Genomic DNA, 14,215 nt, shown 5'->3' with positions numbered 1-14,215 from the left:
CTCCTATTTAATAACAGCTACGGTAGCTCCCGAACCGCCTTCCGTATAATCTGCTTCTCTATATTCTATAACATGTTTGCTATTTTGTAAATACTTTCTTATTGCATCTCTAAGTGTGCCTGTACCTTTTCCGTGAATTATTCTAACTTCCTTAAGCCTTGCAAGGTAGGCATCATCAAGATATTTGTCTAGTAAAATTATCGCTTCATCAACTGTTCTTCCAATTAAATTTATTTCTGAACTTATATTTTTTGACTTAGCTTTGTTAATGGACCTAGTTTTTTTCTCAGCCTTTACTTCTTCTTTCGATTCACTTCGTTCTATGTCGTTAATATTACTTCTAACACTCATAATTCCTACTTGAATATTTAAGTCACCCTTCTCATCAGGAAGCGTTTCTACTTCGCCAAATTTGTCTATGCTAATGATTCTGACGCTTTCGCCGAGCTTAATATCCTTTGGAATTTCTTTTGTACGCTTTTTATTATCTTTTATCTTTAATCTGTTTTCATCTTCAAGGTCTCTTAGATAGTCCTTCGCCTCTTGAAGCCTTCGTCTGTCCTCTTTTTTCGATAAAGATGATATATCTTTTAGTTCATCAATAATGAAAGCGCTCTCGCTTTTTGCCTTCTTAACTATCTCTCTTGCTTCTTCCTTCGCCTTGTTTATGATGGCTTCTTGTCTTTCTTCAAGTTTTTTATTTTTATTCTCAAGCTTTTCCCTAAGCTTTTCTATCTCTTCATTCTCTTCATTTATTTTAATTCTTTTGTTTTCAATCTCAGTTCTATCTTCTTCGATAGCCTTAAGAACATCTTCAAAGCGAGTATCATTCTCATTAAGAAGCTCTTTTGCACTATCAATAATCTTTTGATCTAATCCAAGCCTTTTTGATATTTCAAAAGCGTTTGACTTACCCGGTATGCCTATGATGAGCCTATATGTTGGCGAAAGGGTATCAACATTAAACTCCATCGACGCGTTTTTCACTCCTTCGCTCGTAAGTGCATAAAATTTGATTTGCGAGTAATGTGTCGTCGCCATGGTCCTGATTCTTCTCTCTCTAAAGAGCTTTAATATGGATATGGCAAGGGCCGCTCCCTCAGTTGGGTCTGTGCCTGCACCTAGTTCGTCAAATAAAACTAAATCATTATACTCAGCATTTTCAACTATATGAACAATATTTTTCATATGCGAAGAAAATGTTGATAGTGACTGCTCTATAGATTGTTCATCGCCTATATCAGCAAAGACTCTATCAAAGACCGCTACCGATGAATTATTATCGCATGGTATGTTTAATCCAGACTTTGCCATCAGCGTAATAAGTCCAACTGTCTTTAAGCTAACTGTCTTGCCGCCTGTGTTTGGTCCTGTGATTATAAGTGATGTATACTCATCTCCTAGTTCAACTGTTGTTGGTACTACCTTATCTCTCGGTATCAATGGGTGCCTTGCATTTTTTAGATTGACATAGCCTTTATCGTTAAGTATCGGTTCTGTCGCCCTCATCTCTCTAGCAAGCCTTGCTCTTGCGAATATAAATGAAATGCTTTTTAAAGCTTCTTCATTCGTTTCAAGATAGGCCTTGTACTCAGAGACCTCGCTTGATAGCTCATAAAGTATCCTTTCTATCTCTTTTTTCTCTTCGTTTTCAAGCTCTCTTAGCTCGTTATTTAGTTTAACGACTGCCATCGGCTCGATAAAAACTGTTGATCCCTTTTGAGATATGTCGTGAATCATACCCTCAACGCTTGATCGGTACTCATTTTTAACAGGAATTACATACCTTCCTTCACGCATAGTAACTATGGCATCTTGTAAATATTTTTTTGTTTTATCACTAGTTATATATGAGTTTAATTTATCTTCTATCGCTTGATTCTTAAGTTTTTTGCTACGCCTTATGCTTCTTAAAGTGCTCGAAGCGCTGTCCGCAACTTCATCTCTTGATACTATGGTCATGCTAAGCTTTTTCTTAAGATCATCAAGTGAAGCTAGACTATCATAAAGATTTCTTAAGTGATTTAAATTTAAATTTTCATCTTCTATACATGTTTTTAAATATCTCTTAATTGAGCTTACTAAGAAGATGTTTTGCATTATATCGTATAAATCTTCTATAAATAACATGGATCCAAGACTTGCCTTTGAGACAAGATGCTTTATATGTGATGCAGCCGAGTAATCTATGTCTCCGTACCTCACTAAAACCCTGTAGGCTTCTGATGTTTCCTCTTGCATGCTCCTTATCTCATCTATGTCATTTGACGGCTCAAGATTTTCTACCAAGTCTCTTGCAAGCTCCCCTTGAGTCAAGTCTAGTAGCATTTCTATTATTTTGTCATATTCTAAAACTTTGAGTGCTTTGTCCATTTATTCACCTATAAAACTTTTTTGTAGTAATGCGCTCTAGTAAAACTTTCTATCGCGTCTATTCCATCTCCATTATTAATTCTATCAATATATTCATTAATTTTTTTCTTATCATTTTCATTGTCAAGGTCTATGATAATGCTTGTTGACCCTAATTTTTTAGCATCGTCCATCTTGTCTAGCATAAAAATTTTTTGCGAGTTATAAATCTTTGTGTAATTATTTTTACGAGTAAAGATAAAACGCTCTTTATCCTCATAAACTAGTTCATTTACCTTGTTTATAGGACAAGTCTCGCATCTTTGATTGCAATCAGTCCTAATATTTGCTAGTGGACAAGCCTTGCTCATCATCACGACCGGATATCCGTAAGTAAATAGCCTTGTTTCAAGACCATAGTTCATGATTTTTTCCATCTGTGCTAAGCTCATCTCAAGTGAGTATGTAAAGCCCGAGAAATGGCTTTCACTCATGTATTTAGCGGCTTCTGAATTAAAAATATTCATCATATATGAAGCATAAATTTTTTTATTAAAGTCTTTTAACTTTTGATATGCACCTAGCTCACTTATTTCGATTGAGTCAATATTTTTACCATACTCATTAATTAAATCATAGTACTCGTCTAGGTCTTCGTCGCTCGCTGCGTTTGATGTATAAACTTCTTTATTGATATTTATTTTACTTAAAAATTTAATATTATCTTTATTTAGATATAAGCTAATCGTATCAGCCTTGTTTATATCAATTCCATTAAGGTCTTTATAAGATGAGGCTCTAAGAATAATTTTTTGCTTATTATTCTTTTTATTATCATAAGGAGCCAAGATATCTTTTTTCTTGGTATTAATGTTAACGCCCTTAAAATCTTTTTTAAGAAGCTCGTCTATAAGCTCTCTTCTTAAGGATTTAAGCTCTTTAACCGGTATAAAGGCATCTTCATCTACATCTAATCTCACTTCTCTAACATTAAAAAATTCTTTTCCAGTCTTAATGATTGGATCAATAATTTTTTCTCTATCAATTGAAGCTGTCTTTGCTTTTTGAACTATGTATTCAGACTCTTTAATATATTCTTCATCCATATAATTAAGGGTTAAAATTATTTTTTCACCAATTTTTGCTTTTAAATCGAAACTTATATCTTTTTTTGTAAATGAAAAATCTTCTAGCTCAAAACCGCCTTCAAAGTGCTTTTTCTCTTTGACCAGCATTTTGTTCATGCCATCTTTTAATATATGACCCTTTGTAAAGCCTCTATTAAAGACTTCGTCAGGTCTATGAGTATTTTCTACGCCTAAAATTTTATCCTTGTATAGCTTAGTTATAAGATAAACATAAGACGGATTTTTCATGCGGCCCTCTATCTTTAAGCTATCAACACGGCCCACAAGTTTATCGATTGAATCTAAAGTGTTTAAATCGTACTCAGATATAGCATAAATTTTTTCTCTTAATAATTTTCCTTCGCTATAAACATCATACATCTTACGGCATGGCTGTGCGCATGTGCCGCGGTTACCAGACCTTTCGCCTATGAGTGAGCTCATTAGACATTGACCCGAAACTGCGTAACAAAGTGCTCCATGAACAAAGGCTTCGAGCTCTATATCTTTTTCAGATGCTTTTTCTAAAAATCTATAGTCCTTTTCACGCGCTATAACCGCTCTTTGAAATCCATTCTCAATAGCCCAGTCAAGGCTCGATAGATTCGCTATATTTAGCTGTGTTGACGCATGCACCTCGACATCTGGCAAATATTTTTTCACAAGCGATATTAAACCAAGATCAGTAATGATAAAGGCATCGACACCCATGTTTCTATACTCTTCTATCAAAAAAAGTGCGTCGACTACTTCTTTATCATCTAAAATAATGTTTACTGTCATGCAAAGTTTGATATCATAAAGCTTTGCTAGCTCTATCATAGATTTTATTTCTTCATCTGTAATGCCCTTTGCAAAGCGCCTTGCGTTAAATTTTTCACTTCCAAAATAAACCTCATCAGCACCTGCTTTAAGCGCTGCAATGAACGCTTCGTAGGTGCCGACAGGGCTTAGTACTTTTGTCTTTTTATTTAACATTATTATTGTTATTGTTTTTCTTGTTATTATTTTTTATTGTTTTTGAGTCACTGTCTTGACTTGTTCCTTCTTTGATGCGGCTAAGCTGTTGATAAAGATCTTCTGTATTTAGCTTAGTCTTAACAAGTTCGTCCGCCTTGTTATTAAGCTCTTCTTGAAGCTTTTCTATCTTTTTAAGAGCTTCTTGATAAGCTTCATTAAGGTCCATGTATTCCGCCGACTTATTTATAGGAGTGTTTTCATACTCGCTAAGCTTTTTTTGTGCTTTAAATAATTCATCTGTAACATTGACAGTCGCAAGGGTTGTTGCCATAAGCGAGTCAAGCCTTGGATTATTAGCTAAAAGATCCTTTATTAACTTATTAACATAGTATGCGATGTCTGAAACATACTTTTCATCATACTCCGAACGAATATTAAAATCTCTGCCGTTTATATGAACGGTTACTCTCTCTGGCATTTCCTACCTCCTTACTTTCTTAAGATGGCAGCGAATTTTTCTTCAAGTGAAGCCAAAATTTCGCTCTCAACCTTTTGTATATCTTTATCTTTAAGAGTTTTTTCGCCTTGATACTTAATCTTGAAAGCTAATGATTTTTTGTCAGCTCCAAGCTTATCTGATTTGTAAATATCAAATATTTGTACGTCTTTAACAATTTCAAAGCCATGTGATAAAATTTCATTCTTAACGTCTCCAAATGGCACTTTATCATCTAAAACTATGGCGTAATCCCTCTTAACTGCTGGGAATTTATTTATCTTAACATATTTTCTCTCTAGATTAACTAGTGGATATATCTTTTCTAAATCAAGCTCCATTACATAAACATCTGTTTTTATGGAGAAATTATCGCAAACAGCGTAATCAATTTGACCAAGGCTTGCAAATTTCTCGCCACCGATGTAAAAATCAGCGCTTCTACCCTTGTGGAATATGCTTGTTTCTGTGCTTCTCTTTACTTCATATCCTTCTATAGCAAGTCCTTCTAGTATTTTTACTAAGATATCCTTAATCATATAGAAGTCACCATATCCGTAGAAACCTACGGACATAGTCTTGTTTTCAATATATTTACTTCCTTCTTTTTCAAATGTATTTCCAAATTCAAAGAAAGCACCTTTTTCGTTCATGTTGTTGATATTTAGCGATAAAACTTTAAGCATATTAGCAATAAGTGTTGTTCTCATCGCTCTAAAGTCTTCTCCAAGTGGATTGATTAATTCAATATATTTTCTAAATTCATGATTTTCTTTTAAATTAAGTGCATCATAATTCTTTGGACTGATGAATGAATAAGTTAGTATCTCATCCATGCCTTGTCCTATAAGCAATGTCTTGATGTGCTTATCGATTTGTCTCTTGTAATCAAGCATACCAACTGATGTTTCAGACTTGATAGGTTTTGCTTCGATATTGTGGAAACCATAGATACGGCCAACTTCTTCAGCTATATCTTCTTCAATTGCAAGGTCAGTTCTGTAATATGGTGACTTTGAAATTAAAAGGCCGTCTTCATATTTTGTTTCAATGCCAAGTCTTGATAAATTATCAAGCATTGTCTCAACACTTAAATCGCTACCAAGTAAATTATTGATTCTAGCTGGATCAGACTTAATCACTTCGTCTTTTTCTTCGTAGTTAACAATATCATAGTAGCCATCAACCACAGTACCTACGCCTAATAGCTCAATTAGATAAGCAGCTCTATCAACTGCCTTTTTCGACATTAAAGGAGAAATGCCTTTTTCAAATCTATTCGAAGCTTCTGTTCTAAGGCCAAGTCTCTTTGATGTGTATCTGATTTGAGATCTATTAAAACTAGCTCCTTCAAGCATGATAGTTTCAGTAGCATCTGTAATGGAAGAGTCAAGTCCGCCCATGATGCCTCCTAGAGCAAGATTTTCACTTCCATCTGTTATAACGATATCTTCAGGCTTTAAATCTCTTTCGATTTCATCAAGTGTAGTGAATTTTTCTTCTTTAGCATTTTTTATATGAATTTCTTTTGTTTTAATAGTATTTACATCAAAAGCGTGAAGCGGCTCGCCAAGTTCAAGCATAACATAATTTGTAATGTCGACTATATTGTTAATAGGTCTAACACCCGACTCCATAAGTCTTTGTTGTATCCAAAGTGGAGAAAGAGCTATCTTTACATCTTTTACGACTCTTGCATAATATCTTAAACAGTCTTTTGTATCGATAGATATATTTTTAATATATTTTTTAATTTCATCAGAGTCTTTTGCTTCTTTATACTCAGGTTCTTTTAAATCTTTATTAAATGTTGCCTTCGCTTCTCTTGCCATGCCTAAAACGCTTAAGCAGTCAGGTCTGTTTGGTGTAATCTCAATATCTAAAACCTTTTCTTCTAAATTAAGTATTTCTCTTATATCCTTGCCTATAGGAGTATCTTCATCAAGAATTAAAACTCCTTCAGCTACTTTTTTGTTGATTACGTTTGTATCGTATCCAAGCTCAGCTAACGAGCAGAACATACCATAAGAAACCACTCCTCTAAAGTCATGCTCCTCAATCTTGTTTCCGCCAGCAATTATTGCTCCAACTGTAGCAAGTGGCACTATGTCGCCTTCTTTAACATTTGGTGCAGCAGTTACTATAACAATCTCGCTCTTGCCATCATCAACATAGCAAACTCTTAATTTATCAGCATCTGGATGCTTTTCTATGCGCTTAATCTTAACAGTTATAACACCTTCAAGGCCCTTAAATGAGTCAACGATGCCATCTACGTGAGAACCTGTTAAAGTGATGTCTTCAGCTAGTTTTTTATTGTCGCAATCAATATTTACATAATCTTTTAGCCATCTAATTGGTAATAACATATCGTCCTCCTAAAACTCATCTAAAAATCTTTGATCGTTTTCATAAAGCAATCTTATATCATTGATGCCATACGAAACCATAGTGATTCTGTCAACTCCGAAACCAAAGGCAAAGCCAGAGTATTTCTTTGGATCTATGCCGCAGTTTCTAAGCACATTTGGGTGTACCATGCCGCAGCCTAGTAATTCCATGGACCAGCCAGTTCCTCCGCAAAATTCACAGCCTTCTCCTGCACACTTGTGACAAGTAACGTCAACCTCCATGCTTGGCTCTGTGAATGGGAAGTGATGCGGTCTATATCTAGTTTGTATCTTTTCACCTAAAAGTTCTCTAACAAATTGATCTATAGTAAATTTTAAATTCGCTAAAGAAATATTTTCGCCTACTACAAGTCCTTCCATTTGATAAAACATTGGTGAGTGAGTGTTATCAACGTCATCAAACCTAAATGTTCTTCCGCAAGAAACCATCTTTAGCGGTGCTCCATACTTTTTCATCGCTCTAATTTGTACTGGCGATGTTTGTGTTCTAAGCAAATTTTCTTTATCAATATAAAAAGTATCAGACATATCTCTTGATGGGTGATCTTGTGGTGCGTTAAGTAGATCAAAGTTATTTTCAACAGTTTCAATCTCAGGTCCTTCTATAACCTTAAAGCCCATCCTCATAAATAAATCTTCAAGTTTTTCCTTAACCTTGATTAGCGGATGCTCATGGCCTAGTGAAACTAAATCCTTATCAATACTTATGTCCAAAGTCTCTTCATCTAATCTTTTTTCTCTTTCAAGAGCATTTAAGTCGTCAAATTTATTCTTTAGAAGAGCTTCAATGTCTTCTCTTACTTCGTTAGCAAGTTGGCCCATAACAGGTCTTTCTTCAGCTGATAGAGAGCCCATCATCTTAAGTATGGCTGTTAAATCACCTTTCTTGCCTAAAAATTTAACTCTTAAATCTTCTAAACTCTTTAAATCCTCAGCTTTTTCAATCAAAGCTTTGGCTTCGTCTTTAATTTTTAATAGTTCTTCTTTCATATGCTTCCTCCGATACTTATATTATACCACATATTGCTACTATTGCATTAAATATCTTTCATATATGATAATTGAGCTTGCTACAGCTAAATTAAGTGATTCAAGCTTGCCAGTGTTAGCAATAGTGATGGTCTCGTCGCTCATCTTAAACGCTTCTTCTGTTAAGCCATTGCCCTCATTACCCATGAGTATAAAAGCCTTTTCGTCAGTATAGCTTATGGCCTTGCCTCTTGGCGATGTTGAGTAAACTTTGTAGCCATGCTCTTTGAATGTATTTATTATATTTAAATCTTCATAGTGAACATCAACTAAAAATATGGCTCCCATGGATGCGCGTAAAACTTTTTCGTTATACACATCGCAGGAATTTTTTGATAATATTAATGTTTTCACATCAAATGATGCCGCACTTCTAATTATTGTCCCTAAATTGCCCGGATCCTGAATATCTTCTAAGTATAAAACTGTTTTTTCATCAAAATCATAAGCTTCATCTAATTTTTCTCTGCAAATTGCGATTATGCCTTGAGATGTAACTGTATCTTGTATATTTTTAAATAAATTATTCTCGATTTTAACAATTTCATAAGACTTATCAGATATGATTTCATCATCAAAGTCTTCATTAATAACTATGTACACTATAGACGCAGAGCGTTCTATAGCCTCATAAACCAATCTTTTTCCTTCAAGAATAAACATAGAATTTTTCTTTCTATATTTGGGCTTCTTTAAGGAATTGATTAATTTATAAATTTTGTTGTCCTTGGATGTGATCAGACTATTGCTCATTTTGAGAGTCCTTTTCCAAGGCACTTATATCGTCAACTTGACCAAGAAGAACTAAAACATCTCCTTGTTCAAGACCCTTATCTGGTTTTGGTGACACATCGATATTGTCATCGTTCTTAATAGCAATGACGTTGACGCCATAAATATTTCTAAGCTTAAGGTCAAGTAGGGACTTACCTATCCATGACTTAAGTATCTTAACTTCAGCGATTGAGTACTCACTAGAAAGTTCGATGTAATCAATAATGTTTTTGAATGTCAAGTTATGTGCAAGCCTTGTACCCATGTCTCTTTCTGGGAATATAATCTTGTTTGCACCTATCTTTGATAATACTTTACCATGTGACTCGCTAGTAGCTTTAGCAATTATAGTCTTGATACCAAGCTCTTTGCAAGTAAGCGTAGCGATGATGCTCGCTTCAAGGTCAGAGCCTATGCTTATGATAGCAACATCAAAATTTGATAAACCTATCTCTTTAAGTGCCATCTCATTTTTTGCGTCAGCTTCAACAGCATGAGTAACATAGTCAGCCACTTCACTTACTAAAGCCGGGTCATAGTCTATCGCTAAGACCTCGTGACCTATCCTCGAAAGCTCCTTCGAAAGAGCCATACCAAATCTTCCAAGTCCAATTATTACAAATGATTTCATATATCCTCCTATCCAACCATTAGGTTGCCTGGTGCGTTTCTAAAGTCTCTCTTTTTGTTTCTCTTGGCAAAAGCGTATGCCATAGTAAGCGGTCCAACCCTACCTATATACATAGTTAGAGTGATTACAAGCCTTCCTAGAGTGCTAAGTTTATCAGTTATGCCTGCGCTTAAGCCAACTGTGCCAAAGGCCGATGTTGACTCAAAAAGTAGGTTGATAAACTTTAAAGAGCTATCGGTAATTGTTAGTATGATAGCTGTTGAAAAAACTATAGCTAAGCCAATTAAAAATATTGATACAGCTCTCTTAATCGTTTCGAATGGTAACCTTCTATTCAAGCAGTTAACATCTTCCTCTCCCTTTACTACAGATATAGTCGTAAGGAGTAGACAGGCAAATGTTGTTGTCTTAATACCACCTGCTGTTGATCCAGGTGATCCGCCTATAAACATAAGCATTATAGTTGAGAATATGGTTGTTTCTCTAATCTTAGACATATCTACAGAATAAAATCCTGCTGTTCTTGGCGAAACGCTTTGGAAAAATGAGTTTGCAAGTCTTGATGGAAAGTTCATAGAACCCAAAGTGCCAGGATTTGAGCTTTCAAATAATAAAAAGCTAAGTGTACCTATGATTAAAAGCGATCCAGTCATGATAAGCACTACCTTCGAATGAAGCGTTAACTTTCTTAGCTTATCTTTTGCTAATAAATCCGCATAAACAGTAAAGCCTAAGCCTCCTAATATAATTAGTAGCGATAGTATAAGCAAAACATAATAATCATTTTGAAATATAATTAAAGAATCGCCAAATATATCGAAGCCAGCATTACAATAGGCACTTATCGCATGAAATATGCTAAAGGCTAAGCCCTTTTCAAAGCCAAACATAGGAACAAAGCGAAGGGCTAATAGTAATGATCCCATCATCTCAAGAAAGAAAGTGTAGCCGATAACCTTTTTGGTTAGCTTAACTATACCTTGTATTGATTCAGTATTTAATTGCTCCTTAATCATAAGCCTTTCTTTGAAAGATATCTTCTTGCCCATAATGATATAGCCAACAGTAGCTAAAGTCATTATACCAAGTCCACCAAATTGTATCAAAGTGATGATGATGACTTGACCAAAAGGCGTGAAGTCCCTAGCAGTATTAAGAACTGTTAAGCCAGTTACGCACACAGCCGATGCTGATGTGAATAAACTGTTTACATAGCCAATAGAGCTGCCGCTTGATGAAGCTATAGGTAGATTTAAAAGTATACTACCTATAAGTATTAAGGATAGAAAACCTAGCGCCAAAACTTGTGGCGGGTTCAATTTGTCTTTAAATAATTTTTTTCTTATTTCCATAAGTATATTTTACTACAAATCAAGAATTTTTGCCATATAGAAAAGAAAAAGTTCCCAAAATTGAGAACTTTAAGCATTCTTTGCCATATCAACTAAATTCTTAAAGCTTTCTTTATCATGAATAGCCATTTCGGAAAGCATTTTTCTGTTTATGTCAATATTTAATTTCTTTAAACCACCGATAAATTTGCTATAGCTCATATCGTTTACTCTGCATTCAGCGTTAATTCTAGCTATCCAAAGTTTTCTGAAGTCTCTCTTTCTGTTCTTTCTACCAATATATGCGTAGCTAAGTGACTTCATAACTGCTTCGTTAGCAGTTCTAAATAGCTTGCTCTTTGCGCCAAAATATCCTTTAGCTTGTTTTAAAACTTTTTTATGATTCTTTTTAGCATTTACTGCTCTTTTAACTCTAGCCATATTTATCCTCCTACTACATTACCATAGAGTCGATTCTCTTTTGATCGCCCTTTGATACTAATGATCCTTTTCTTAAATTTCTTACTCTCTTAGCAGATTTCTTTCCTGTTAAGTGACCCTTGTATGCTTTAAATCTTTTTAATTTACCAGAAGCAGTTCTTTTAAATCTCTTAGCAGACGCTCTGTGTGTTTTCATCTTTGCCATTTGTATTCCTCCTAATTTTTATTATTTTGAATAACAGTCATAGACATGTTTCTTCCTTCTAACTTTGGTGCTTTTTCAACCATAGCTTCAGGACCTAATAGTTCAAGAAATTGATCAAGAACTTCTTTACCAAGCTCAGTGTGTCCCATCTCTCTACCTCTAAAGCGAACGGATACCTTAACCTTGTCCCCATTTTGAATAAACTTTTGTGTAGTTCTAACCTTGACATTTAAGTCATGCTCTTCAATGTTTGGAGTCATTCTGATCTCTTTGATATTGATAACCTTTTGTTTCTTTTTAGCTTCCTTGTTCTTCTTTTGCAGTTCATATCTGTACTTACCGTAGTCCATGACCTTGCAAACAACAGGGTCAGCATTTGGAGAAACCATTACAAGGTCAAGCTTAGCAGCTTCTGCTATCTCTAAAGCCTTGCTGTTATCGACAATACCATATTGTGTTCCATCTTCACCAATAAGTCTTATCTTCGGATTTCTAATCTCTTCGTTGATTAGTAGCTCTTTAATTGTTTACACCTCCATTAAAAAAACGGGCATAAAAAATGCCCGTACAATACAATTAATTAACCTTATGAACAACCGGTTATAAGGTGAGAAAGCATTTTTCTTCTTGTTTTATTATTCATTACTCATATAGTATATACTCATATAGATTATTTGTCAAGTACTTTTTTTGATTTTGCAAAAATATTTTACTATGACAATGGTATTAGAGTCATACTATGCGTTTATATTAACATTAATTAAGCCACTTGTCAAGTCGTCGTGACTAATGATGAAGCATATCCTTTCCTCTCTAGTCTTATCTAAGTAATCATATATCTCTTTCGTCGATTCCTTGTCAATGTTTGAGCATATCTCATCCAAAACGAGTACGTCAGGATTTTTTAGTAAAGACCTTGCAAATGATATCTTTTGCTTTTCGCCTCCGGATAAGTTTGTGCCGCCAATAAGTATCTCGTCGTCAAGTGATTTCTTTTCAAGTATGGATCTAATAAATTGGTTTTGTGTTAAATCTATGTGGCTTCCGTCATCAAAATCAAGTAGAAGATTTTTTCTTAGTGAACCGTTGACTATAGGTGCGTTTTGAACAACATATTCAATACGATCTCTTATGTCTTCATTTTTACACTTATCAATGTCTATGCCATTCACTTTAATTATCTTAACGTCTCTAAACTTTACTAGTCCCTTGGCAAAAGTACTCTTACCGCTACCGTTTGCTCCGTTGATTCTAACGATGTCTCCCTTCTTAAGCTTTGCATTTGCATTAAAATCAAGCTTCATATCCTTAATATTTATGCTACTGATATCAAGCTCTATATCATTAATCATGTCAATTGCTTCACTGCCATCGGCCTCTTTATTCGCAATAAGTTCTTTTTCAAAATCTTTTGCTATATCAAAATTTCTCTTCTCAATATTTGAATTAGTTATTGTCGATACATTAGCAAAATATAAAGGGAAGATTAGTGTAACTAGTATAATTGAGTAAATGCTGCTGCTGTTTGCCATGTAATCATAAACAACTATTAGCAGTAAAAGTGTTTTGATGATCTCGTTAATACCTTCTAAAACTACAGTCATTGACTGAGCGTACTCATTGACCCTTGCCATGCTGCCATAAACTTTTTCAGTCGCTGGCTCTAATTTGTTATATATCACAGATCTATCAGATAGCTGCTTTACATAGTCAACCTCTTGTACATAAGAAAGTATTTCTTGAAATCCCATGCCCGTGCTCTTTTGCATCTCTTCAGACTTTTTCTTTAGCTTCTTATTTAATAATTTATAGCCAAAATAATTTATAGGTAGCGCTAAAAGCATTATCAATGCTAAATACAAATTTACATTAGCAATTAAAATTAAACATACTAAGGCAACTAAAAGTGAGGAGAATATCTGTATGTAGCCACTCATCATGAAGGAGTAGATGCTGTTAACAGATATCGATGCCCTCTCTAGTAAGTTCATAGCGCCTTTTTCTATGATGCTATCGTAGTTCATATTGAAAATGTTTTTTATGTAAGAAATAAAATTGCCTTTATTATACTCTTTTGCAAACTTTTCTCTAAATATTGTAAATAATATAGTAAGCACTTTTGATGCAAGTATAAGTAAGACTATAAATACTATCTTCTTTGTATCAAGTGACGTGCCATTTGCCTTCCATAGCTGTATAAATATCGGCGCAAGTAGTGCTGATATCGATGAACACAGTATCAAGATAAACATGATTATAAAAAATTTCTTGTACTTCATAAGACCCTCCCTTATAATGATTTATCAAAATAAATTCTTATTATATCCATTATACCACCCTCCTAAAAATTTGCAAGCAATATTATATATATTTGTAAATTTTATACTTTATTCGTTTATTATAAATTTTTCTTATATAAAAAGAAAACTGAGTAAGATCTTACTCAGTTTTTCTTCAT

Annotated in this window: 12 protein-coding genes; all 12 read right to left on the bottom strand. The window is 34.3% G+C overall.

Annotated elements, in window-relative coordinates; genetic code table 11:
* Nucleotides 1-3: 3 nt before the first annotated feature.
* Nucleotides 4-2,373, bottom strand: coding sequence for an endonuclease MutS2 (locus tag M1R53_RS02350; RefSeq protein WP_249242938.1), 2,370 nt, complete (start codon nt 2,371-2,373; stop codon nt 4-6).
* Nucleotides 2,374-2,381: 8 nt separating this feature from the next.
* Entirely contained in the window at nt 2,382-4,457 is a 2,076-nt protein-coding gene (locus M1R53_RS02345) for a U32 family peptidase (RefSeq protein ID WP_249242937.1), read from the bottom strand.
* Complete coding sequence (locus M1R53_RS02340; RefSeq protein WP_106018028.1) at nt 4,447-4,917, bottom strand: cell division protein ZapA; 471 nt, start codon at nt 4,915-4,917, stop codon at nt 4,447-4,449. The genes M1R53_RS02345 and M1R53_RS02340 overlap by 11 nt, the downstream gene beginning before the upstream one ends.
* Before the next feature lie 11 nt (nt 4,918-4,928).
* Nucleotides 4,929-7,304 carry a phenylalanine--tRNA ligase subunit beta gene (gene pheT / locus M1R53_RS02335; RefSeq protein WP_249242936.1) on the bottom strand — a complete coding sequence of 792 codons (2,376 nt, stop codon included), beginning with the start codon at nt 7,302-7,304 and terminating at the stop codon, nt 4,929-4,931.
* Nucleotides 7,305-7,313: 9 nt separating this feature from the next.
* Nucleotides 7,314-8,336 carry a phenylalanine--tRNA ligase subunit alpha gene (gene pheS / locus M1R53_RS02330; protein ID WP_249242935.1) on the bottom strand — a complete coding sequence of 341 codons (1,023 nt, stop codon included), beginning with the start codon at nt 8,334-8,336 and terminating at the stop codon, nt 7,314-7,316.
* Nucleotides 8,337-8,375: 39 nt separating this feature from the next.
* Nucleotides 8,376-9,128 (bottom strand): TrmH family RNA methyltransferase, encoded by a 753-nt coding sequence (locus M1R53_RS02325; protein WP_249242934.1) that lies wholly within the window; start codon nt 9,126-9,128, stop codon nt 8,376-8,378.
* Nucleotides 9,118-9,780 carry a potassium channel family protein gene (locus M1R53_RS02320; RefSeq protein ID WP_019214971.1) on the bottom strand — a complete coding sequence of 221 codons (663 nt, stop codon included), beginning with the start codon at nt 9,778-9,780 and terminating at the stop codon, nt 9,118-9,120. The genes M1R53_RS02325 and M1R53_RS02320 overlap by 11 nt, the downstream gene beginning before the upstream one ends.
* A gap of 8 nt (nt 9,781-9,788) precedes the next feature.
* On the bottom strand, nt 9,789-11,132 hold the full coding sequence (locus M1R53_RS02315) for a TrkH family potassium uptake protein (protein ID WP_249242933.1): 1,344 nt from the start codon (nt 11,130-11,132) through the stop codon (nt 9,789-9,791).
* Between the two features lie 69 nt (nt 11,133-11,201).
* Nucleotides 11,202-11,552 (bottom strand): 50S ribosomal protein L20, encoded by a 351-nt coding sequence (gene rplT / locus M1R53_RS02310; RefSeq protein ID WP_019214969.1) that lies wholly within the window; start codon nt 11,550-11,552, stop codon nt 11,202-11,204.
* Between the two features lie 13 nt (nt 11,553-11,565).
* The gene (gene rpmI, locus M1R53_RS02305) at nt 11,566-11,757 is read right to left on the bottom strand and encodes a 50S ribosomal protein L35 (protein WP_019214968.1); all 192 of its coding nucleotides are present in this window, start codon (nt 11,755-11,757) and stop codon (nt 11,566-11,568) included.
* A gap of 11 nt (nt 11,758-11,768) precedes the next feature.
* Entirely contained in the window at nt 11,769-12,281 is a 513-nt protein-coding gene (gene infC, locus M1R53_RS02300; protein ID WP_026880720.1) for a translation initiation factor IF-3, read from the bottom strand.
* 213 nt (nt 12,282-12,494) lie between these two features.
* Complete coding sequence (locus tag M1R53_RS02295; protein ID WP_249242932.1) at nt 12,495-14,036, bottom strand: ATP-binding cassette domain-containing protein; 1,542 nt, start codon at nt 14,034-14,036, stop codon at nt 12,495-12,497.
* Nucleotides 14,037-14,215 lie beyond the last annotated feature (179 nt).

Source organism: Fenollaria massiliensis (genome assembly GCF_023347705.1).
GTDB classification, from domain to species: domain Bacteria; phylum Bacillota; class Clostridia; order Tissierellales; family Peptoniphilaceae; genus Fenollaria; species Fenollaria massiliensis.
Note: the sequence above shows the minus strand (reverse complement) of the source record. Positions and strands in the feature narration are given on the sequence as shown.